Source organism: Aeromonas taiwanensis (assembly GCF_000820165.1).
Classification (GTDB): domain Bacteria; phylum Pseudomonadota; class Gammaproteobacteria; order Enterobacterales; family Aeromonadaceae; genus Aeromonas; species Aeromonas taiwanensis.
The window spans coordinates 212,922-232,601 of record NZ_CDDD01000101.1; the positions used below are offsets into that span (position 1 = coordinate 212,922).

The 19,680-nt window shown below is 67.3% G+C and carries 22 protein-coding genes; 12 read left to right on the forward strand and 10 right to left on the reverse strand.

What is annotated here, in order from left to right; translation table 11 throughout:
- Positions 1-32 precede the first annotated feature (32 nt).
- From menD to BN1136_RS18660, 6 genes are all read left to right on the forward strand, one after another.
- On the forward strand, positions 33-1,778 hold the full coding sequence (gene menD / locus BN1136_RS18635; RefSeq protein WP_043757196.1) for a 2-succinyl-5-enolpyruvyl-6-hydroxy-3-cyclohexene-1-carboxylic-acid synthase: 1,746 nt from the start codon (positions 33-35) through the stop codon (positions 1,776-1,778).
- Positions 1,768-2,535, forward strand: coding sequence for a 2-succinyl-6-hydroxy-2,4-cyclohexadiene-1-carboxylate synthase (menH, locus tag BN1136_RS18640; protein WP_043757192.1), 768 nt, complete (start codon positions 1,768-1,770; stop codon positions 2,533-2,535). Before menD ends, menH begins: the two co-directional genes overlap by 11 nt.
- On the forward strand, positions 2,528-3,388 hold the full coding sequence (gene menB, locus BN1136_RS18645; RefSeq protein ID WP_043757191.1) for a 1,4-dihydroxy-2-naphthoyl-CoA synthase: 861 nt from the start codon (positions 2,528-2,530) through the stop codon (positions 3,386-3,388). The genes menH and menB overlap by 8 nt, the downstream gene beginning before the upstream one ends.
- Positions 3,388-4,317: an o-succinylbenzoate synthase gene (gene menC / locus BN1136_RS18650; protein ID WP_043757186.1), complete on the forward strand. Its 930-nt coding sequence runs from the start codon at positions 3,388-3,390 to the stop codon at positions 4,315-4,317. The genes menB and menC overlap by 1 nt, the downstream gene beginning before the upstream one ends.
- Positions 4,310-5,743, forward strand: a complete 1,434-nt coding sequence (locus tag BN1136_RS18655) for an AMP-binding protein (protein WP_231557910.1) — start codon at positions 4,310-4,312, stop codon at positions 5,741-5,743. Before menC ends, BN1136_RS18655 begins: the two co-directional genes overlap by 8 nt.
- 166 nt (positions 5,744-5,909) lie before the next feature.
- A complete protein-coding gene (locus BN1136_RS18660) occupies positions 5,910-6,818 on the forward strand; it encodes a SanA/YdcF family protein (protein WP_043757182.1) in 909 nt (302 codons plus the stop codon).
- 77 nt (positions 6,819-6,895) lie between these two features.
- Here BN1136_RS18660 and BN1136_RS18665 read toward each other — a convergent pair whose 3' ends face one another.
- Both BN1136_RS18665 and BN1136_RS18670 read right to left on the reverse strand, forming a co-directional pair.
- Positions 6,896-7,510 (reverse strand): superoxide dismutase, encoded by a 615-nt coding sequence (locus tag BN1136_RS18665; RefSeq protein ID WP_043757179.1) that lies wholly within the window; start codon positions 7,508-7,510, stop codon positions 6,896-6,898.
- 23 nt (positions 7,511-7,533) lie between these two features.
- Positions 7,534-7,959, reverse strand: coding sequence for a hypothetical protein (locus BN1136_RS18670; protein WP_043757214.1), 426 nt, complete (start codon positions 7,957-7,959; stop codon positions 7,534-7,536).
- Positions 7,960-8,238: 279 nt separating this feature from the next.
- On the opposite strand from BN1136_RS18670, the gene BN1136_RS18675 reads away from it, so the two are divergent.
- A complete protein-coding gene (locus BN1136_RS18675; RefSeq protein WP_043757178.1) occupies positions 8,239-9,150 on the forward strand; it encodes a lipase family alpha/beta hydrolase in 912 nt (303 codons plus the stop codon).
- Positions 9,147-9,902, forward strand: coding sequence for a lipase secretion chaperone (locus BN1136_RS18680; protein ID WP_043809042.1), 756 nt, complete (start codon positions 9,147-9,149; stop codon positions 9,900-9,902). Before BN1136_RS18675 ends, BN1136_RS18680 begins: the two co-directional genes overlap by 4 nt.
- A gap of 145 nt (positions 9,903-10,047) precedes the next feature.
- Here the strand turns inward: BN1136_RS18680 and BN1136_RS18685 are convergent, their stop codons facing one another.
- Genes BN1136_RS18685 through sgrR form a run of 3 tightly spaced genes read right to left on the reverse strand, consistent with a single transcriptional unit; the run spans position 10,048 to position 12,965 of the window.
- Positions 10,048-10,749, reverse strand: coding sequence for a hypothetical protein (locus BN1136_RS18685; protein WP_043757113.1), 702 nt, complete (start codon positions 10,747-10,749; stop codon positions 10,048-10,050).
- A gap of 30 nt (positions 10,750-10,779) precedes the next feature.
- Positions 10,780-11,175: an acyl-CoA thioesterase gene (locus BN1136_RS18690; protein ID WP_043757110.1), complete on the reverse strand. Its 396-nt coding sequence runs from the start codon at positions 11,173-11,175 to the stop codon at positions 10,780-10,782.
- Between the two features lie 50 nt (positions 11,176-11,225).
- Positions 11,226-12,965, reverse strand: a complete 1,740-nt coding sequence (gene sgrR / locus BN1136_RS18695; protein ID WP_043757108.1) for an HTH-type transcriptional regulator SgrR — start codon at positions 12,963-12,965, stop codon at positions 11,226-11,228.
- Positions 12,966-13,070: 105 nt separating this feature from the next.
- Here sgrR and BN1136_RS20070 point away from each other — a divergent pair, with 105 nt between their 5' ends.
- From BN1136_RS20070 to BN1136_RS18705, 3 genes are all read left to right on the forward strand, one after another.
- Positions 13,071-13,247: a hypothetical protein gene (locus BN1136_RS20070; RefSeq protein WP_081843575.1), complete on the forward strand. Its 177-nt coding sequence runs from the start codon at positions 13,071-13,073 to the stop codon at positions 13,245-13,247.
- A 129-nt stretch (positions 13,248-13,376) separates the two neighbouring features.
- Positions 13,377-14,645: an O-acetylhomoserine aminocarboxypropyltransferase/cysteine synthase family protein gene (locus BN1136_RS18700; protein WP_043757106.1), complete on the forward strand. Its 1,269-nt coding sequence runs from the start codon at positions 13,377-13,379 to the stop codon at positions 14,643-14,645.
- A gap of 108 nt (positions 14,646-14,753) precedes the next feature.
- Entirely contained in the window at positions 14,754-15,380 is a 627-nt protein-coding gene (locus BN1136_RS18705) for a glutathione S-transferase family protein (protein WP_043757141.1), read from the forward strand.
- 124 nt (positions 15,381-15,504) lie between these two features.
- On the opposite strand, the gene BN1136_RS18710 is transcribed toward BN1136_RS18705, so the two are convergent.
- On the reverse strand, positions 15,505-16,680 hold the full coding sequence (locus BN1136_RS18710) for an iron-containing alcohol dehydrogenase (protein ID WP_081843573.1): 1,176 nt from the start codon (positions 16,678-16,680) through the stop codon (positions 15,505-15,507).
- Positions 16,681-16,858: 178 nt separating this feature from the next.
- Here BN1136_RS18710 and BN1136_RS18715 point away from each other — a divergent pair, with 178 nt between their 5' ends.
- The gene (locus BN1136_RS18715) at positions 16,859-17,443 is read left to right on the forward strand and encodes a hypothetical protein (RefSeq protein WP_043757100.1); all 585 of its coding nucleotides are present in this window, start codon (positions 16,859-16,861) and stop codon (positions 17,441-17,443) included.
- Between the two features lie 99 nt (positions 17,444-17,542).
- On the opposite strand, the gene BN1136_RS18720 is transcribed toward BN1136_RS18715, so the two are convergent.
- The 4 genes from BN1136_RS18720 to BN1136_RS18735 all read right to left on the reverse strand — a co-directional run bounded on the left by BN1136_RS18720 (position 17,543) and on the right by BN1136_RS18735 (position 19,666).
- Positions 17,543-17,971: a hypothetical protein gene (locus tag BN1136_RS18720; RefSeq protein WP_043757097.1), complete on the reverse strand. Its 429-nt coding sequence runs from the start codon at positions 17,969-17,971 to the stop codon at positions 17,543-17,545.
- 199 nt (positions 17,972-18,170) lie between these two features.
- Positions 18,171-18,917 carry an SDR family oxidoreductase gene (locus BN1136_RS18725; RefSeq protein ID WP_043757095.1) on the reverse strand — a complete coding sequence of 249 codons (747 nt, stop codon included), beginning with the start codon at positions 18,915-18,917 and terminating at the stop codon, positions 18,171-18,173.
- A gap of 42 nt (positions 18,918-18,959) precedes the next feature.
- Positions 18,960-19,196: a DUF3624 domain-containing protein gene (locus tag BN1136_RS18730; RefSeq protein WP_043757090.1), complete on the reverse strand. Its 237-nt coding sequence runs from the start codon at positions 19,194-19,196 to the stop codon at positions 18,960-18,962.
- Positions 19,193-19,666 carry a GNAT family N-acetyltransferase gene (locus BN1136_RS18735; protein WP_043757088.1) on the reverse strand — a complete coding sequence of 158 codons (474 nt, stop codon included), beginning with the start codon at positions 19,664-19,666 and terminating at the stop codon, positions 19,193-19,195. Before BN1136_RS18735 ends, BN1136_RS18730 begins: the two co-directional genes overlap by 4 nt.
- Positions 19,667-19,680: the final 14 nt, after the last annotated feature.

A 19,680-nucleotide genomic window follows, 5' to 3' on the forward strand; every position in this document is an offset into this window, starting at 1 on the left:
GTTTCTCACCGTTTCCTCACTGCGAGAGCCCCATGTCCGCCAGCCAAGTGTCCGCGCATCCCGCCTTTGCCAGCCACCATGCCACCTTCAACCACGTCTGGTCCTCCCTCTTGCTGGAAGAGCTCTATCGCCTCGGCGTGCGCGACATCGCCCTGGCCTCCGGCTCGCGCTCGGCGCCGCTCACCATGGCCGCCGCCGCCCACCCGGGGTTTCGCCGTCACCTGCATTTTGACGAGCGGGGTCTGGGCTTCATGGCGCTGGGGCTGGCCAAGGGGAGCGGTCGCCCGGTGGCGGTGATCATGACCTCGGGCACCGCGGTGGCCAACCTCTGGCCCGCAGTGGCCGAGGCCCAGCTGACCGGCGTGCCGCTCATCATTCTCTCCGCCGACCGGCCACCCGAGCTCATCGACAACGGGGCCAACCAGGCCATCGACCAGCAGGGGATCTTCGGCCGCTACCCCGTCCACCAGCAGAACCTGCCGAGCCCCACCCCCAGCATCCCGGCCGCCTTCGTGCTGAGCTCGGTGGATCAGGCGCTGGCCCGGCAGGCGCACACGCCGGGGCCGGTACACTTCAACTGCATGTACCCCGAGCCCCTCTATCCGGGCGATGCCTACCTGGACTTCTCCGCCTATCTGGCCCCCCTCGGGGACTGGCTCCACTCGGGCGAGCCCTGGAGTCCCTGGCAGCAGAGCGAACAGCACTGCCCCCGTCAACCCGACTGGGACAGCCTCACCGGCAGGCGCGGCGTCATCGTCGCCGGGCGCATCCAGGATCCGGCGCAAGGCAAGGCGGTCGCCGCGCTGGCCGAGCGGCTCGGCTGGCCGCTGCTGGCGGACTTGCAGAGCCAGATACGCTTCGACACCTGCAATCTGGTGCACACGGACCTCGCCCTGCAGAACAGCTGCTTCGTGACCGAGCTGGCCCGCGCCGAGGTGCTGCTGCAATTCGGCGCCCGCCTCATCTCCAAGCGCCTCGGCCAGTTCATCAAGCAGCACCCCTGGCAGGATTACTGGCTGGTGGATCCGCAGCCGGCCCGGCTCGACCCCGACTACCGGCTGCGCCGGCGCCTGGTGTGCGAGCCCGACGCCTTTGCCGCGGCCCACCCGGTGGCGCACCCGCAGCAACCCTGGCACAGGCTGGCAGAGCGCCAGCAGGGCATCAGCCAGCAGATCCGCGCCGCCTGCGATCGCTTCTCCGAGCTCGGGGTCTGCCATCGCCTGAATCGGCTCATCCGGGGCCAGCTGTTTGTCGGCAACAGCATGCCGGCCCGGCTGATGGACATGCTGGGCGAGGCGGGTCACGGCCCCAGCCGGGTGATGACCAACCGCGGCGCCTCCGGCATCGACGGCCTGATCGCCACCGCCCATGGCTTCGCCCAGTCGGTCCGGCCGGACGGCGACGAGCCCACCACCTTGCTGCTCGGGGATCTCAGCGCCCTGCACGACCTCAACAGCCTGGCCCTGCTCGGCAAGGGGAGCCGCCCTATGGTGGTGATCCTGCTCAACAACGACGGCGGCAGCATCTTCCGCATGCTGCCGGTGCCGACCAAAGACGCACTGCTGGAGACCTACTACTGCCTGCCCCACGGCCTGCACTTCGAGCACGCCGCCGCCATGTTCGGCCTGCAGTACCGGGCGCCGACCACCCTGGGCGAATTTGAACGGGACTACGCCACTGCACTGCAAAGCGGGGTTACCCTGATTGAAATCAAGGTGCCGAGCAGTGAAGTCGCCGAGGATCTCAAGGCGCTGGGAGCCGCTATCCGTGGCGTCTAACGCTGACCGGCCAGTCCTGGTGCTGCTGCACGGTCTGCTCGGCGACACCGACGACTGGCAGCCCGTCATCCGGGCCCTGCCCGACGTCGAATGCCATCCCCTGGATCTGCCGGGCCACGGCCGCAACCGGGCACTGCGGGTGAGCGGCTTTGACGAAGCCCATCGCTGGCTCTGCGACGAGCTCGCCGCCCGTGGCATCCGTCGCTACCGCCTGGCGGGCTATTCCCTGGGTGGACGCCTCGCCCTCTATCACGCCAGCCAGTCCCCGGCGGGGCTGCAAGCCCTGCTGCTGGAGAACTGCCATCCCGGCCTGCCCGCCGGGGAGCGCGCCGCGCGCCTGGCCCACGACGAGCAGTGGGCCAAGCGCTTCGAGCAGGAACCCCTGGCCGAGGTGCTGGCAGACTGGTATCTGCAAGGGGTGTTCGCCGATCTGGACAACGCCGCCCGGGCCCGCCAGGCCGCCCGGCGCCTTGGCAACGACGGCAGGGCCGTGGCCGCCATGCTGCGGGCCACCTCCCTGGGCAGGCAGCCGAACCTCGCCCCCTGGCTCGGGGAAACCGGGCTGCCGGTGTGCTGGGTCTCCGGCAACCGGGATCACAAATTCCATGGCCTGGCTTGCCAGCTGGTAAAGCAAGGCTGCAATATCAAACACTTGGCTCTGGAAGGCGGGCACAACCTGCACGCCGGCCAGCCCGATACCTTTGCCCGGCTCCTGCGGGAGTGGGTCAACCAACCAGAAGAGAAGATCCATGATTGAAGCGATGACGGAAGCCGAGCTCTACGCCCCTGTCGAGTGGCAAGACTGCTCCGCCGGTTACGAGGACATCCTCTATCACAAGTCCCGGGATGGCATTGCCAAGATCACCATCAACCGTCCCCAGGTGCGCAACGCCTTCCGCCCCCGCACCGTGAAGGAGATGCTGCAGGCCCTGGCCGATGCCCGCTACGACGATCAGGTGGGCACCATCATCCTCACCGGCTTCGGCGAGCAGGCCTTCTGCGCCGGCGGTGACCAGAAGATCCGTGGCGACTACGGTGGCTACAAGGATGATGAAGGCACCCATCACCTCAACGTGCTCGACTTCCAGCGCGACATCCGCACCTGCCCGAAACCCGTGGTGGCCATGGTGGCCGGCTACGCGGTCGGTGGCGGCCACGTGCTGCACATGATGTGCGACCTGACCATCGCCGCCGACAATGCCCAGTTCGGCCAGACCGGCCCGAAAGTGGGTTCCTTCGATGGCGGCTGGGGTGCCTCCTACATGGCGCGCATCGTCGGCCAGAAGAAGGCCCGCGAGATCTGGTTCCTGTGCCGTCTGTATGACGCCAAGCAGGCCCTCGACATGGGGCTGGTCAACACCGTCGTGCCGGTCGCCGAGCTGGAGCGTGAAACCGTGCGCTGGTGCCGCGAGATGCTGCAACACAGCCCGATGGCGCTGCGCTGCCTGAAGGCCGCCCTGAACGCCGACTGCGACGGCCAGGCCGGGTTGCAGGAGCTGGCGGGCAATGCCACCATGCTGTTCTACATGACCGAAGAGGGTCAGGAAGGGCGCAACGCGTTCAACGAGAAACGCCGTCCCGACTTCTCCAAATACAAGCGGAATCCCTGATGACACTCGCCCTCTATCGCTACCAGCTGCCCTTTACCCAGCCCCTGACCTTTCACGGCAAGGTGGAGGTGGCGCGAGAGGGCCTGCTGGTGCGCATCGGCAACGGCTGGGGGGAGATAGCCCCCTTGCCCGGCTTCTCCAGAGAGACCCTGGCCGAGGCCGAGGCGGAAGCCCTCGACTGCCTCGCCAGGCTGGCACGGGGGCAGACCACGGCCCCCCGGCTACCCTCGGTGCAGTTCGGCCTGGACTGTGCGCACCGCCACTGGCCCGAGCAGGGCGCCCCCCTGCCCGAGCCCTATCCGCTCATTCAGGGCTCTCCCCAGGAGCTGCTCAAGAACTGGAAGCAGTGGCTGCACGAGACGCCCCTCAAGGCCAAGCTCAAGGTTGCCCGCTACCCCATGCGGGACGAGCTGGCCCTGATCCGCCTGCTGCTCGACAGGCGCCCCAATCTCAAGCTGGTGCTGGATGCCAACCAGGGCTGGAACCGCGAGGAGGCCTGGGCCTTCTGCGGCCACCTGGATCCGAACCGGATCGAATATCTGGAAGATCTCTGCGCCAACTTCGAGGACATCGCCTTCGTCGCCAGCCGCACCGGCATGCCGGTGGCGCTGGACGAGCTGCTGGCCCAGGGCAAGGACTGGGAGCCCATCCCCCAGCTGCGCGCCCTGGTGCTCAAGCCGACCCTGCTCGGGTCCCTGACCCGCTGCGAGGCCCTGGTGGCCCGCGCCCGGGAGCTGCGCCTCAAGGTCATCGTCTCCTCCTGCTTCGAGTCCGGAGTGGGTCTGGGCCAGCTCGCCCGCCTCGCGGGAGAGTGGGCACCGGATCAAGCCCCCGGCCTCGACACCCGGCGCTGGCTGGCCGGGGATCTGCTGGACCCGCAGGGCCAACCCGATCCCGGCAAGATGGAGCCCCTGTTCCACCGTGACTGACCGGGAAAGCCTGTCGCCGGCGCCTCACCCCGTCGAACCCTGTCCGGTACGCCACTGGGCACGGGTTGCCCCCGACCGCATCGCCCTCCACGGCGCCCCTCATCCGGATGAGACCCTCGGCTACCGGCAGCTGGATGCACGGCTCAACGCCCTGTGCCAGCAGCTGGAGCAGGCGGGCTTGAAGGCCGGAGACCGCCTCGTCGCCGTGGTGCGCGGCGCCCTGGAAGATGTCCTGCTGGCCTGGGCCTGCGTGCGCACCGGCCTCGTCTTCTGCCCCCTCAACCCCGCCTTCCCCGTTGCCAGGCAGGCCGAGCTGGCGCGCCAGCTTGACGTGGCCGCCTGCTGGTCGGCGAGCGAGATCCCGACCGGCCCCTGGCAGGCGCTGCGGCTGGACTTCACGGCCGAGCGGGAGATGGACGAGGAGCCCGTCTGGCTGGTGCCGGCGCGGCTCAACAACATGATCCTCACCTCGGGCTCCAGCGGCACGCCCAAGGCGGTGGTGCACCGCCTGGCGAACCACCTGGCCTCGGCGCGGGGGTCCACCAGCCTGATCCCGCTCGATGAGCGCTGCGGCTGGCTGCTCTCCCTGCCGCTGTTCCACGTCGGCGGCTACGCCATCCTCTTCCGGGTCTTCCTCGCGGGGGCCGCCCTGGTGCTGGACGATCGCAGCCGCCCCCTCGGGGAGCGGCTCGAACGCCAGCCCATCACCCACCTCTCCCTGGTGCCGACCCAGCTCTGGCGTCTGCTGGCACAGGGCTTCGATCCCGGCCGCACCCGGCTGCGCGAGCTGCTGCTCGGGGGCGCCGCCATCCCGGCCCCCCTGGTGGCGCGGCTGGCCGCCATGGGGCTGGTGCCCAAGGTGAGCTACGGCCTCTCCGAGATGGGCAGCCAGGTCTGTACCGGCCAACCCGCCGGGGCCGGCGTGGTGGGCCTGCCCCTGCCGGGGCGGGAGGTCTGCATTCGGCAGGGGGAGATCTGCGTGCGCGGCGAGACCCTGTTTGCGGGCTACTTCAAGGACGGCGCGCTGGCGCTGCCCCTCGATCAGGGCGGCTGGTTCCACACCCGGGACAAGGGCTACCTCACCACAGGCGGCGAGCTGGTGGTGGAGGGACGCCTCGACAACCTCTTCATCTCGGGGGGCGAGAACATCCAGCCCGAGACCATAGAGCAGCGGCTGGTGGATCACCCCGCCGTGGCCCAGGCCCTGGTGGTGCCGGTGCCGAGCGAGGAGTGGGGCCAGCGCCCCGCCGCCTTTATCGACTGGCACGGCGAACCTGTCCCCCCTGCCGAGCTGGCCGCCTGGATCAGGCTGTCGTTACCCGGCTTTATGGTACCGGACCAGTGGCTCCCCTGGCCGGATCTCGGCGGCAACCTGAAACCCTCCCGCACCCTGCTGGCCGCGCAGGCCAACGACTCTTCCCACTGAGACGCTGGCATCGATACCCAAGGGTGGCCATGGCCGCCCTTTTGATTGGAGGATGTTAAGCGGGACAGGATCAAGCAGTTAGCCACTCCCGTCATGCGACAACCTCTGCCCGAGTGACTCCCTTCACCGCCATCAGACCTGACGCGCCGCGGCAACTTGTAATAGAATGGCCCCCTGTCATCTCTTACTTCAGACCCGAACCGCACCGCGCATGAAGAAGTTTGCCAAGATCCTGCTCGCCTGCCTCTGCCTGTTGCTGGCCTTCGCCGCCGCCCTGCTCGGCTACAGCGAGTGGACCGTCTCCGACGCCCGTCACTACACCTATGACGACGTCGATGCGGTGCCCTACAACCGGGTCGCCCTGGTGCTCGGCACCTCCAAATACCTGATCGGCGGCAGCCCGAACCACTACTTCAAGTACAGGATCAAGGCCGCCGCCGAGCTCTACAACAACGGCAAGGTGGACTACATCCTGGTCTCCGGCGACAACGCCACCGTGCAGTACAACGAGCCGCGCCAGATGCGGCGAGCCCTGATCCAGGCCGGCATCCCGGCCAGCGCCATCTACAGCGACTACGCCGGTTTTCGCACCCTGGACTCCATCGTCCGGGCCAAGGAGGTATTCGGCCAGAGCCACTTCACCGTGGTCTCCCAGGCCTTTCACAACGAGCGCGCCATCTTCATCGCCCGCCACTTCGGCATCGAGGCGGTCGGCTTCAACGCCGTGGATCCCAGCGCCTATCAGGGCATCAAGACCCGGGTACGCGAGGTGTTCGCCCGCCTGATGGGGCTGCTCGACCTCTACGTGCTGGACAAGGGGCCCAAATTCCTCGGTGAGCCCATCGTCATCGGCGCCCCCGCCCCCTGCCAGTCCCTGAGCACCATAGGGGCGAGCCAGCCCTGCCTGCCCCCGCCATCCCGGGTGCCGGCAACCGACCCCGTCGCCAGCGTATCAACCAGCGGCGCCGTGGCCACCAGTGCGGCCACCCAGGCCGTTGCCCCCGCCAGCGGCGCGACCCCGACCAGTGCCGCCACCCCCACCAGCGCGGCGGCACCGACCAGCGCGACCGACTGATCCCCGAACCCAGCAAATGAAGAGACCCGCCGATTGGCGGGTCTCTTCATTGGGTACGTCAGGCGCATCCGCCAGCCTTATGCCAGCGCCCCACGGTAGCGCCGCGCCACCTCGGGCCAGTCGATGACGTTGTAAAATGCGGCAATGTAGTCGGGACGCTTGTTCTGGTACTTGAGGTAGTAGGCGTGCTCCCACACGTCCAGCCCCAGGATGGGCACCAGCCCGTCCATCAGGGGGCTGTCCTGGTTGGCACTGCTCACCACCTGCAGCTTGCCCGTCTCGTCCACCACCAGCCAGGCCCAGCCGCTGCCAAAGCGACTCAGGGCCGCCTGGGTGAAGGCCTGCCTGAAGGCCTCCTGCCCGCCCAGATCCCGCTGGATCGCCGCGGCCAGCTCACCCGTCGGCTCACCGCCCCCTTGCGGACTCATCACCTGCCAGAACAGGCTGTGGTTGGCATGGCCGCCGCCGTGATTGCGCACCGCCCCCTGCACCGCGGCTGGCAGGCTGTCGACGCTGGCCAGCAGGGCCTCCAACGGCAGGGCAGCCAGCTCCGGCAGATCGGCCAGGGCGGCATTGAGATTGGTGACATAGGTCTGGTGATGGCGGCTGTGATGGATCTCCATGGTCAGCGCGTCGATATGGGGCTCCAGGGCGTCATAGGCGTATGGAAGAGCAGGCAGGGTATGGCTCATGTTCGTTCTCTCTCGTGTTGGATTCAATGCAGTTGATGGGCGGGCCCGGTCTGGCAGTGGCATTGACCCAGGCAGTGCTGGATGCCGTCGTGGTGACCGTGCCTGCGCACGAAGGCAAGCAGTTCGGTGCGGGTGCTGCGGCTGTGGCGCAGGGCCGCCGCTCGCAGCACCTCTGAGCTGGCGGGAGACTGGCTGGTGGCGAGCAGGCAGTCGTGGATGTGGCACAGCAGATCGGCCGCCCGCTCTGGCAGCGTCATGGCCACCAGCAGATCCGCCAGGTTGTGGTGGGCCACCACCAGGGCTGCCACCGCCTCGTCGGCATCCGGCCAGCTGGCAAACTGCTGGCGAGCCAGCCACAGGGCCTGCTGGTAGCAGTCGAGTGCCCTGGCGTGCTCCCCCGCTTCGAAATGGCGGTTGCCACTCAGGGTCTGCCCCTTCCAGTGCGCCATGCTGCTGTCCGCCTCCGTGGTGCCGATCCACCCCTTCACCCAGGTTCCCGTCATGATTTGACTACTTAAATGATAATAATTATTATTTAACTTAAACTGGTCATGAACACAAGATCTGGTTGGCGCCACCGCCTCGCCCATATGGGGAGGCGGTTCCCACAATGCCCGGTTTAGTGATCCCATCCACAGATGCATTTGAGTTCGCATACCATGCTGGTGACACTGGCATGATGCCGGTCGCTGCCGGATGGGCAGCCGATTTTCACAAGGACGGTGAAGATGAAGAGATGGCTATTGGTGCTCTTGTGCGCCCTGCCCATGCTGGGCCAGAGCGCGGGTTATACCCAGACCCGCTACCCCATAGTGCTGGTGCACGGCCTGTTCGGCTTCGACCGGCTGCTGGGGGTCGATTACTTCTACGGCATTCCCCAGGCCCTCACCCGGGACGGTGCCCGGGTCTTCGTGGCCCAGGTCTCCGCGACCCAGAGCTCGGAGCTGCGCGGCGAGCAGTTGCTCAGGCAGGTGCAGCAGGTGCTCGCCATCACCGGAGCTGAGAAGGTGAACCTCATCGGCCACTCCCACGGCGGCCCCACCATTCGCTACGTCGCCTCGGTCGCCCCCGAGCTGGTTGCTTCCGCCACCAGCGTGGGGGGGGTCAACCAGGGCTCTGAAATCGCCGACCTGGTGCGCGCCAAGGTGGCGCCGGGTTCGGCGGCCGAGCAACTGGCGGTGGCCGCCGCCTCGGCGCTCTCCGGGGTCATCTCCCTGCTCTCCGGAGGTGCCGATCTGCCCCAGGATCCCCTCGCCTCCCTCGACGCCCTGACCAGCGAAGGTGCCCGGCGCTTCAACCAGCGCTACCCGGAAGGGCTCCCCGACCAGCATTGCGGTGAGGGGCCCATGCTGGCCGCCAACGGGGTCTACTACTTCTCCTGGAGCGGGCGCGGCAACATGACCAACATCCTGGATCCGGTGGATCCGGCCCTGGCGCTGACCGGCACCTTCTTCGGCGAACCCAATGACGGCCTGGTGGGGGTCTGCAGCAGCCATCTCGGCAAGGTGATCGGCACCGGCTACCGGATGAACCACCTGGACGAGGTGAACCAATCCTTCGGCATCCACCACCTGTTCGACACCGATCCGGTCAGCCTCTATCGCCAGCATGCCAACCGGCTGCAGGGGCTGGGGCTATGAGAGGCCTGCTGCCGGGCGCCCTCGCCCTGGGTGCCCTCCTCCTGGGAGGCGTCCTGCTCTGGCCTGCTCCCGCCCCCGACCTGGCAGCGGCCCCGGAGCGCGGTGCCCTGCGCCACCAGCTGGCCCAGCGCCTCGCACAGGGGGAGACGGGGGATGAGGATCCGCTGCTTGCCCGCTACCGGCAGTTTCTGCGGGCTGAGGGGGGGCTGACCGTGCCGACGGATCCCGGCCTGGCCAGCCTGCAGCAGCTGTTTGACGAGCGGGAGCGGCTACGCCGGCAACACTTCAGCCCGGCCGAGCAGACCAGGCTGTTTGCCGAGGATCGGCTGATGGAGCAGTGGACCCTGAAGCGCAAGGCGCTGGCGGAGGCGGACGATGCCGACAAGGGGCCCCTGAGCCAGGAACTCGCGCTCTGGCTGGCAGAGCAGCCCCAGTGGTTTCAGGAGGCGGAGGCCAATGGCCGTCTGCTCGGGGATCTGCAGCGCCTGGAGCAGGCGCCCCCCGCCGAGCGGGATGCCGTGTTGCTGGAGCGGCTCGGCCCCGAGGCGGTGGACAGGCTGCACCAGCTCGCCCAGAGCCAGCAGCAGTTCGAACAGCGTCTCACGGGCTATCTGGCGGAGCTGGCCCCCCTGCCTGCCGAGGCGCGGGCCAGCCAGCAGCAGGAGATACTGGCGCGCTGGTTCGAACCCGGTCAGTGGCGACGGGTGGAGGCCCTCACCCGGCTCAAGCTGGGCGAGTCATCGGCGCAATGAAAAGGGGGCCCATACCCGGGCCCCCTCGCTTTGATACCGTCACGCTGATTGCGGCTTGTTGCCCCCGGCAGCGGCTGCCTGAAGGGGAATAGACCACAACGATAAGGGAGCCAGATGCCCCCCTTTCTTCATGCTGCAGCCGTACTCACAGCGGCTTGTTGGCCCCCGGCAGCGGCTGCCAGGTAAGGCGGGTCACCCGGTTGCCCTGCACCTCGCAGGTGAGGCAGAGATCCTGCCATCCCTTCTCCCGGCGCAGGGAGACCTCCCCCTCGATGCCCTCGGCAGTCGTCTTGAGTTTGCCCTGCTCGAAGGTCACCTTGTCCCCGCCGGCGAGGGTCATCAGCTTGCCGTTGCAGAGCCAATGGGCAAGCTCGGCGCCCTTGAGCTTGATGCCCCCCTTGTCTGCCTTCTCCTCGGCGGGGCTAGCTGCAAACAGCGCCCCCAGTTCGGCGGACCGTTTGGTGAGCCAGGCCTCGCGCTGCTGCATGCTCATCTTGCTGACGAACTCGGCCGGCTGGCCCTTGTCGTCCAGCCACTGGGTCAGCTTGCCATTGTCGTCGAAGGCGAACTGGGCGGCAGGTTCCTTCACCCCGAACAGCTTGCCGCCCTTGAAGTAGTAGCGGCTCTCCCCCTCCTGCTTGCCCTGCTCGTTCATGATGGGCACGGCGATGATGACGGGGGTGCCGTCGATCCAGGCCTTGATGTCGACGCCGTCATGGCTGAACAGCCGGGTGTCGAGGGCGCTGTCGGCCCCCTTCTCCATCAGGGTGAACTGTTCCGCCAGCGTGGCGGCCAGAGACGGCAGGGAACAGAGTCCCAGCGTCAGAGCGATCAGGGTGTTGCGCATAGTTGTCCTGTGATGGGCCCGCAGGCCGGATTAACTCTCTACCAACCAGGCCCGCAACCCCTCCCGGTGAGCGTCGCTCAGGGGAAGGGACTGGCGGGTCCGGTAGTCAAAATGGATCAGGGTCGTCTCGGCCGTCACGGCCAGCTCGCCGTCCTGCCAGGCCTCCTGCCAGACCGTGAAGGAGCTGCTGCCGATGCGGCGCACTCCCGTCCTGATCGACACCTGCTGGCCATAGAAGAGCTCCCGTTTGAACTGCACCGTGTAGCCCGCGATGATCAGATGCCAGTCGTGCACATCCAGATCGGGGGAAAAGAGGCGAAACAGGGGATCACGGGCCGATTCAAACCAGACCGCCGGCACCGTATTGTTGATGTGGCCGAGGGCGTCCGTCTCCTGAAAACGGGGTTGGATCTGCATTTCCAGCATGGGTATCGACTCCTTGTCGTAGGACCGCGCACAGGCTAGCGCGCCAACCCTCACGACTCAAGCGTTCCGGCCCGGGGGTGAGAGCCTCCTCCGGTTTCCGCCGCCGCCATCTCCTGCTCGGGTCTTAGCCAGGCGCTGCGAAAATCGAACCAGCCGAGGGCCGTCATCCGCACCCCGTGCACGCCGACCCGGCTCTCCAGCTCCAGCCAGTGGTGAAACAGGGGAACGAACCAGCCCTGACGCTGCACCTCGGCCAGCAGAGCCCGGGGGCCGGGCTCGACGCCACTGGCGCGCCACTGCGTCAATCCCTGCCACAGGGCCTGTCGCTTGCCCCACACCCTGCGCAGCAGCGGTGTCCCCTGCAACCAGGCATAGGAGGCGAAGGCGTGTTCGTGCTCCAGGTTGAGGGTGCCGAGCCAGAGATCCACGTCCTCGTCCGCCCCGCTCACCCAGTGGCCATAGTCCAGGGTACGCACCTCGAGCGTTATGCCCTGCTCTGCCAGCAGGCTGCTCATGGCACCGGCGCACTCCTCAAACTCCAGGTGCTGGTTGAAGCAGGCCAGCACCAGGCGGGTCGGCAAACAGGCCGGGGCGGGCTCGGGGGCAGGCAGGGCCTCGCGCCAGTGGGGCAGCAGGCCCAGGGCGCTGGTCCAGCCCCGCTGCAGCTCGGGGGCAACCCGCGCCATCAGGGCGATGGGGTTGAGCAGCCGGCTCAACCACTGGCGCAGGGCGGGATCCTGCAGTTGCGCGGATCTGTCGTCCTGCAGCAGGAAGTAGCAGCCGGATTCGAGCTCGGACTCGCCGCGCATGGTGCCGAGCTCCGGGCTGTCACTGCCAAGCCGCAGGTGGCTCTCCAGCCGATCCGCCAGCTCCGGCAGCATCCAGATGTCGATCTCGTCGAGCAGAGCCCGCAGGCCGAAGTAGTCGTCGAAGGCCTCCAGACACAGGTGCAGGGGATCGTTGGCGGTCACCCGATAAGGGCCCGTCCCCACCGGCTGCAGGGCAAAGCCCGGCTCCCCCTTGAGCTCGCGGGGCAGGATGGCCGCCACCGGCTCCGCCAGCAGATGGGGAAGCAGGGGATCCGGGCTGTCGAGGTGCAGATCCAGGGTGCGGGGCCAGGGGCTCTCCAGCCGGACGAGATGGGCGAACAGGGGGCGATCCCGCAGCTCCTGCAGGCTCTCCATCACGTCCTCCACCGCCAGCATGCGACCGTGGTGGAAGCGCACCGCCGGCCTCAGGTAGAAGCGCCAGTGGCAGGGACCCAGACACTCCCAGTGGTGGGCGAGATCCCCCTCGATTTCCCCATTTTCCTCATTTCGCCGGGTCAGGCCGTTGAAGAGCTGGCGGCTCAGGTGCACCTCGGAACGGCGCAGGGGGTCGGTGGGCAGCAGGCGCGGCAAGGGCCGGTAGTAAGGCACCCTCAGGATCTGGCGCCCCTCCCGGGTGGCCTGGCCGAGCTGCTCGATGAGCAGCGGGGTGAGCAGATCCAGCCTATCCTCCGCCAGCCGCACCGCCTGGGCGAGCTGGCCCTGGCTCAGCAGATCCCGCAGCCGCCGGCGGGTCAGGCTCTCCTGGTTGTCCAGCAGGGTGAGCCGGGATCGCCGCCCCCGCCCGGCCTCGGCCGACCAGTCGAGCCAGCCCTGCTCCTGCATCCGGCGCAGCAGCAGGCGGGCGTTGCGCGGGGTGCAGCAGAGCAGATCCGCCACCTCGGCGAGGCTTGTCTCCCGCTCGTCGCCGCCAAGCTGCTGGGCGAGCCGTTGGAATTGCTGGTAAAGGCGGCTGCTGGGCATAAAAGAGGAAATCCTTGTGAGAAAAGTCATCAGTTTTTACTTCCTCATTTTAGCTCAATACTGCTGGCGAACGTGAACACCACAGCACAGCACAGGAGCACCATCATGAGCCAAGCCACCCCCCTCAAGCCGAACCGGATCCAGCAGACCCTGCGTCGCTACTTCCTGCGGATCCTGCACCGTCCCCTGGCACTGGTCGAGGATCCCATGAGCCAGCTCAACCGCCTGATGCAGTGGGACATGCACCAGATAGACGATCGGGAATATCGCCGCCGCCTCTGAGCGGGCTTCGGACGGGCCATGGCGTTCTCCGACATAGCTTTGCCGGATTGGGTGGTTTACATCGGCGCCGGGCCTGCTAGATTGGACGTCTATCCATCCATGATGGCGACATCCAACAAGGAGTGTGTGATGAAAGATGCGACCCTGGCCCTGCACCACGGCTTTGCCAACGACCCCACCACCAAGGCGGTGGCCGTGCCCATCTACCAGACGGTGGCCTACGAGTTCGAGAGCGCCCAGCACGGGGCGGATCTGTTCAACCTGGCGGTGCCGGGCAACATCTACACCCGTATCATGAACCCGACCAACGACGTGCTGGAGCAGCGGATGGCCGCCCTGGAGGGGGGGATCGCCGGCCTGGTGGTCTCGGCGGGTTCCGCCGCCATCACCTACGCCATCCAGGCGCTGACCGCCGCCGGCGACAACATCGTCTCCACCCCCCAGCTCTATGGCGGCACCTACACATTGTTCGCCCACATGCTGCCAAGCTTCGGGGTCGAGGTGCGCTTCGCCAGGGATGACAGCGCCGAGGCCATCGCCGCCCTCATCGACGACAGGACCAAGGCGGTCTATTGCGAGAGCATCGGCAACCCGGCGGGCAACATCGTCGACATCGCGGCCCTGGCCAAGGCGGCCCACGCCCGTGGCGTGCCCCTCATCGTCGACAACACGGTCGCTACCCCGGTCTTGTGCAAGCCCATCGAGCACGGCGCCGACATCGTGGTGCACAGCCTGACCAAATATGTCGGCGGCCACGGCAACTCCCTGGGGGGCGTCATCGTCGACGCGGGCAAGTTCCCCTGGGCGGATCACGCCGAGCGCTTCCCCCAGCTCACCCGACCCGAGCCCTCCTACCACGGGGTGGTCTACACCGAGGCCTTCGGCCCTGCCGCCTTCATCGGCCGGGTGCGCACCGTGCCCCTGCGCAACACGGGTGCGGCGCTCGCCCCCATGAACGCCTTCCTGCTGCTGCAGGGGCTGGAGACCCTCAGCCTGCGCATGGAGCGCCACGTGGACAACGCCCTGCGGGTGGCCCACCACCTCAAGCACCACCCCAAGGTGGCCTGGGTCAGCTACGCCGGCCTGCCGGGTCATCCCCACTATCCCCTCGCGGAGAAGTACATGGCGGGTCGCCCGTCCGCCATCCTCTCCTTCGGCCTGAAGGAGGGCTACGAGGCGGGGGTGCGCTTCTACGATGCGCTCAAGATCTTCAAGCGGCTGGTCAACATCGGGGATGCCAAGTCCCTGGCCTGCCACCCCGCCTCCACCACCCACCGTCAGCTCAGCGAAGAGGAGCAGGCCAAGGCCGGGGTGAAACCTGAGATGATCCGGCTGTCGGTGGGGATCGAGGCCATCGAGGACATACTGGCGGATCTGGATCAGGCGCTGGAGGCCTGAGTCAGTCAACGCAGGAGCGGGCATCCAGCCCGCTCTTTTTTGGCCAGCGGTGAACCTGCCACCGCGCCGCTGCGTATTACCGCCTTCCGTCACTGCGTCGAGGTTTCCATGATAGTCCTGCACCACCTGAACAAATCCCGCTCCCAGCGCATCATCTGGCTGCTCGAAGAGCTGGGCCTGCCCTATGAGATCAAGGCGTATCAGCGCGACGCCACCACCTTTCTGGCGCCCCCCGAGCTCAAGGCCGTCCACCCCCTCGGCAAGTCGCCGGTCATCGAGTTCGACGGCCGGGTGCTGGCCGAATCGGGCGCCATCACCGAATACCTGATCGCCCGCCACGCCCCGGAACGGCTGGCACCGGCCACCGACAGCCCGGAGTATGCCGAATACCTGCAGTGGCTCCACTTCGCCGAGAGCTCCGGCATTCTGCCGCTGCTGCTCGACATGTTCGTGCGCAAGGACGGCAGCCCAATGCGCTTCCTGCCGGACTACGCCAAAGCCGAGTGCGCCAAGGTGCTGGGCTACCTCAACGAGGTGCTGGCGAACCGCCGCTACCTGGTGGCCGATCGCCTCACCGGTGCCGACATCCTGAACTCCTTCCTGGTGGATCTGCTGGCCCAGAGCGGCCAGCTGGACCAGTTCCCGCATTTGCAGGCCTACTGGCAGCGGCTCAACACCCACCCGGCCCGCCAGAAGGCTGCGGCGCTGGAGCACGAACTGGACAAGAGCGCCTGATCCCCATCCCGTGCGCCTCGCCATGCAAAACGCCCCGATGATCGGGGCGTTTTCTTTTCCGTTGGCCTGTCAGTGATCAGAGGGCGTGAGAGAGGATCCACACCACTATGGTTGCCAGGATGACTTAAAGCGCGTGGGACAGGATCCTGGCCACCTTGTCCGGATCTATGTCCTGCTGCTCCCCGAGCGCGGTCAGGCCGAACAGCTTGAGGTTGGAGCAGATCCCCGGGATGCAGCGCGCATCCAGGCCATAGTCGGCGAGGCGGGTGCCCACCCCCATCTGCCGGAAGAACTGCTCGGTGCGGATAATAGCCTCCTCGATGCGCAGCGCCCTGTCCTCGCGGCTGGAGTGCCAGACCCGCTCGGCGAACTGGGCCAGCTTCTCCTGCTTCTGGGCCGCTTGCTCCCGCAGCAGGGAGGGCAGCACTACCGCCAGACTCTGGGCATGATCCAGCCCGTGCAGGGCGGTGAGCTGGTGACCGATGGCGTGGGTGGACCAGTCCTGGGGCACGCCGCGGCCGATGAGGCCGTTGAGGGCCAGGCTCGCCGCCCACATCAGGTTGGCACGCACCTGGTAGTGGGTGGGCTCCGCCAGCGCCCGCGGGCCGTTGTCCACCAGCACCTGCAACAGGCCTTCCGCCAGCCGGTCCTGCACCTCGCCCCCTACCGGGAAGGTGAGGTACTGCTCGAGGATGTGGACGAAGGCATCCACCACCCCGTTGCCCACCTGGCGCGGCGGCAGGCTGTAGGTGGTGGTGGGATCCAGCACCGCAAAGCTCGGCAGCACCAGCGGGCTCATGAAGGAGAGCTTGGCCTCCCCCCGGCTCACCACGGCGGCCGGGTTGCTCTCCGAGCCGGTGGCCGGCAGGGTCAGCACGCAGCCGAGCGGCAGCGCCGCCTTGACGGGGGCCTTGTGCAGCAGGATGTCCCAGGGATCGTCCCCCTCGAAGCGGGCTGCGGCGGCCACGAACTTGGTGCCGTCCACCACTGAGCCGCCCCCCACCGCCAGCAGGAAGTCGATGCGCTCGCGCTTGACCAGGTCCACCGCCTCCATCAGCTGATCGTACTGGGGATTGGCGCCGATGCCGGGGAACTCCAGCCACTCCCGGCCCGCCAGCGCCTGGGTCAGCTGGTCATAGACCCCGTTCTGCTTGATGCTGCCGCCGCCGTAGAGCACCAGCAAACGGCTGCCGGCCGGGATCAGCTCGGCCAGGGTGGCGATCTGGCCCTCACCGAAACAGACGCGGGTGGGATTGGCATATTGGAAGTTGTACACGGCTGAGCCCTCGGTTGAATGCATGCAGGGGGATTGTGCGCCTGCCGTGCCGTCAGGTCAAAAGCGAGAGCGCACCGTCAAAACTGCGATGCCGAACGGGTACCCTGACCCGGTTTTGCTATGGTGAAAGCGGGAGGCGACCTCGCCCTCCCGTCGTCACGACCCCTCCCGGGGTCCCTTTCCCAGCCACAGGGTCTCAATCATGAAACTGAAGCACGCATGGATCGCCGGCGCACTCGCCCTCTGCACTCATCCCTTGTTACAGGCCGCCGAGGTGGCCACCCATGTCGCGGTCACGCCGGGTCAGGCCAGCCTGGCGGAGGAGCTGAAGGCCGAGGCCACCGTCACCGCCATCGATCTGGCCACCCGCAAGGTCAGCCTGAAGAATGCCGAAGGCCGGACCTTCGATCTCGTCGCCGACGAGAAGGTGAGCAACCTGCAGCGCCTCAAGGTCGGGGACGTGGTGGCCTTGCGATACCTGCAATTGCTGGATCTGACGCTGCTCAAGGGCACCGCCGGGGTGAGAAAACGGGTGGTGGAAACGGAGGAGAGCAAGGCCGCCCCGGGGGAGCAACCCGCGATCGGCGCCGGCATGCAGACGACTATCTATGCGGACGTCATCGACGTCGACAAGGAGCAGCAGACCATCAGGGTCAAGGGAGTGGACAAGACCCTCACCCTCAAGGTGAAGGATCCCGCCCAGCTCGCCCTGATCGCCAAGGGGGATCAGATCAAGGCCGTGCAGACCACGGCCATCGCCATCGGCATAGCCCCGAAACAGCCCTGATCCCCGCTCTGGGCAGGGAGGATCAAGACCCTCCCTGCTTTCATCCGGCCCGGTCCCCCCGGGATCTCGACACCCTGGCAGGACGCTCTTTCATTCCCGTCACGCCTGCACGAGCGACGACTTGCCAGTGAGGCGATCCATGGCCGCCTCGAGCATGGCATCGCGCTGCTCGATGAGTCCCCGGGTCTGACTCTCCCGCTCCTCATCCGGGAGTGTCTTGTCGTCGGCCAGGCGCTTGATCTGGCTCTCGAGATCGTCAAATTTTTTGCGATCGAAGCCCAGGGCCTTGTCCACCATCTGCTGCACCCGCGCATCCTTGACGCCACCGGTCAGGGCCGTACTCTTGCCATTCCTGGCCAGGTGCTCGTAGGTGAGTGCCTGCTGCGCCTTGCCGGTCAGCGCCTGGCTGGAGAGGCTGACCTGCTGGGACCAGCCGCTCTGCTTGTCGTCGCTGTCGCCGAGGGTGGCCAGGGCACGGCTCTGGGACGCGCTCTGGGCGAGCTGCTGACCATAGGGTTTGATATCCATGAAGACTCCATGCTGACTGCCGGTCGCACCGGCCTTTGGGGCACTTCGCCCCGCCATGGCCTGGGGGCAGCAAATTGCGGGCCAACATGAGTACCTTGCGCCAGACAACCCGGAGTCACGCCCCCCCGGCCTCGCCGCCATAAAAAAAGAGAGGCGCCGAAGGGCGCCTCTCTTGGGTGGGTGAGCCACCAGGCCGGCCTCAGCGGCGGCTGATGTGCAGCGGGCCGAAGGTCTGGGCCACCGGCATGATCTCGATGCTGTTGATGTTGACGTGAGCAGGCAGCTCGCTGATCCAGCGCACGGTATTGGCGATGTCCTCCGGCTGGATGGCCTGCACCCCCTGGTAGACGGTGGCCGCCTTGGCATCATCCCCGTGGAAGCGCACGTTGGAGAACTCGGTACCGCCGCACAGGCCGGGCTCCACGTTGGTGACGCGCACTGCGGTGCCCGCCAGATCGGCCCGCAGATTCAGGCTGAACTGCTTCACGAAGGCCTTGGTGGCACCGTAGACGTTGCCACCCGGATAGGGGTAGGTGCCGGCGATGGAGCCGATGTTGATGACGTGGCCGCGGTTGCGCGCCACCATGCCCGGCAGCAGCAGCCGGGTGATCAGGGTGAGGCCGCTGACGTTGGTGGCGATCATCTGCTCCCAGTCCTCGAGATCTGCTTTATGGGCAGGCTCCAGCCCCAGGGCGAGACCTGCGTTGTTGACCAGCAGATCCACCTCGCGCCAGGCGGCCGGCAGCCCCTCGATGGCAGCGCGGGTGGCGGCCTTGTCCTGCACGTCGAACACCAGGGGCAGGAAGCTCTCCCCCAGCTCGTCGGCCAGGACGGCCAGACGCTCGGCGCGGCGACCCGTGCCGATCACCCGATGGCCGGCGCTCACCAGCAGACGGCTGATGGCCTCACCAAAGCCGGACGAGGCGCCCGTTACCATTGCAATCATGTGAACCTCCATTGTTGTTTGTCTTCTTTTAAAATCAGCACGTTATCTGTCGCGTTTCACCAGCTTTCGCCATGCAAAGGCCACCAGGTGCAGCAGGAAGAGGCCCGAGCCACCCAGCGCAAACAGCAGACCGGTCAGGGCGTTGACCGAGGTGTCGGCACCGCACCACCACCACACCAGCCAGCCGACTGCACCGATGAGAAAGGTCTGGCCAGCGCAGACCGGACAGCGCCCCAACTTGGCCCGGATGGCCGTGGCCAGGCAATCCTCGCAACTCATGATGGCTCCTGCCGCTCATCCCCCAGCGCCAGCACCAGGCGGTGCGCATGCTGGCCGGGCCCGTAATAATCGGGCAGCCGCAGCCTTGGGCGAAACCCCAGCCCGTGGTAGAGAGCCTGAGCCTCGGCGTTGGCGTCGGCGACTTCGAGGCGGATGGCCCCCCAGCCGGCCTCCCGCCCCTCCCGGATCACCTGCTCCAGCAGGCGGCGGGCCCAGCCCTGGCGGCGCACCGTCCAGCGGATGGCCAGGGTCTGGATGACGAGGCGATCCCAGCCCCTGTGCTCCAGCACGCTGAGGTAGCCCATCAGCTGGGCCTTGTCGTCCTGCAGGATCAGGGTGCGCCCTTTGGCCTGGCTGAGCAGATAGTGCCAACGGCTGCGACCGAAGGCGACCTCGGGGGGAAAGCAGTAGCGTTCCAGCTTCACGATGGCGCCCAGATCGTCGGTTCGGGCGGCGCGGACGGTCAACACGGGGAGTCCTTGTT

What these genes read in the sequence shown, in the direction of transcription:
- BN1136_RS18730 (WP_043757090.1), bottom strand. Translation starts at nt 19,196, where the DNA reads ATGAGTTGCGAGGATTGCCTGGCCACGGCCATCCGGGCCAAGTTGGGG.
- BN1136_RS18705 (WP_043757141.1), top strand. Translation starts at nt 14,754, where the DNA reads ATGATAGTCCTGCACCACCTGAACAAATCCCGCTCCCAGCGCATCATC.
- BN1136_RS18660 (WP_043757182.1), top strand. Translation starts at nt 5,910, where the DNA reads ATGGCCCCCTGTCATCTCTTACTTCAGACCCGAACCGCACCGCGCATG.
- BN1136_RS18670 (WP_043757214.1), bottom strand. Translation starts at nt 7,959, where the DNA reads ATGGCGCACTGGAAGGGGCAGACCCTGAGTGGCAACCGCCATTTCGAA.
- menC (WP_043757186.1), top strand. Translation starts at nt 3,388, where the DNA reads ATGACACTCGCCCTCTATCGCTACCAGCTGCCCTTTACCCAGCCCCTG.
- BN1136_RS18710 (WP_081843573.1), bottom strand. Translation starts at nt 16,680, where the DNA reads ATGCATTCAACCGAGGGCTCAGCCGTGTACAACTTCCAATATGCCAAT.
- sgrR (WP_043757108.1), bottom strand. Translation starts at nt 12,965, where the DNA reads ATGCCCAGCAGCCGCCTTTACCAGCAATTCCAACGGCTCGCCCAGCAG.
- BN1136_RS18690 (WP_043757110.1), bottom strand. Translation starts at nt 11,175, where the DNA reads ATGCTGGAAATGCAGATCCAACCCCGTTTTCAGGAGACGGACGCCCTC.
- menD (WP_043757196.1), top strand. Translation starts at nt 33, where the DNA reads ATGTCCGCCAGCCAAGTGTCCGCGCATCCCGCCTTTGCCAGCCACCAT.
- BN1136_RS18700 (WP_043757106.1), top strand. Translation starts at nt 13,377, where the DNA reads ATGAAAGATGCGACCCTGGCCCTGCACCACGGCTTTGCCAACGACCCC.
- BN1136_RS18725 (WP_043757095.1), bottom strand. Translation starts at nt 18,917, where the DNA reads ATGATTGCAATGGTAACGGGCGCCTCGTCCGGCTTTGGTGAGGCCATC.
- BN1136_RS18715 (WP_043757100.1), top strand. Translation starts at nt 16,859, where the DNA reads ATGAAACTGAAGCACGCATGGATCGCCGGCGCACTCGCCCTCTGCACT.
- BN1136_RS18680 (WP_043809042.1), top strand. Translation starts at nt 9,147, where the DNA reads ATGAGAGGCCTGCTGCCGGGCGCCCTCGCCCTGGGTGCCCTCCTCCTG.
- BN1136_RS20070 (WP_081843575.1), top strand. Translation starts at nt 13,071, where the DNA reads ATGAGCCAAGCCACCCCCCTCAAGCCGAACCGGATCCAGCAGACCCTG.
- BN1136_RS18685 (WP_043757113.1), bottom strand. Translation starts at nt 10,749, where the DNA reads ATGCGCAACACCCTGATCGCTCTGACGCTGGGACTCTGTTCCCTGCCG.
- menB (WP_043757191.1), top strand. Translation starts at nt 2,528, where the DNA reads ATGATTGAAGCGATGACGGAAGCCGAGCTCTACGCCCCTGTCGAGTGG.
- BN1136_RS18720 (WP_043757097.1), bottom strand. Translation starts at nt 17,971, where the DNA reads ATGGATATCAAACCCTATGGTCAGCAGCTCGCCCAGAGCGCGTCCCAG.
- BN1136_RS18675 (WP_043757178.1), top strand. Translation starts at nt 8,239, where the DNA reads ATGAAGAGATGGCTATTGGTGCTCTTGTGCGCCCTGCCCATGCTGGGC.
- BN1136_RS18665 (WP_043757179.1), bottom strand. Translation starts at nt 7,510, where the DNA reads ATGAGCCATACCCTGCCTGCTCTTCCATACGCCTATGACGCCCTGGAG.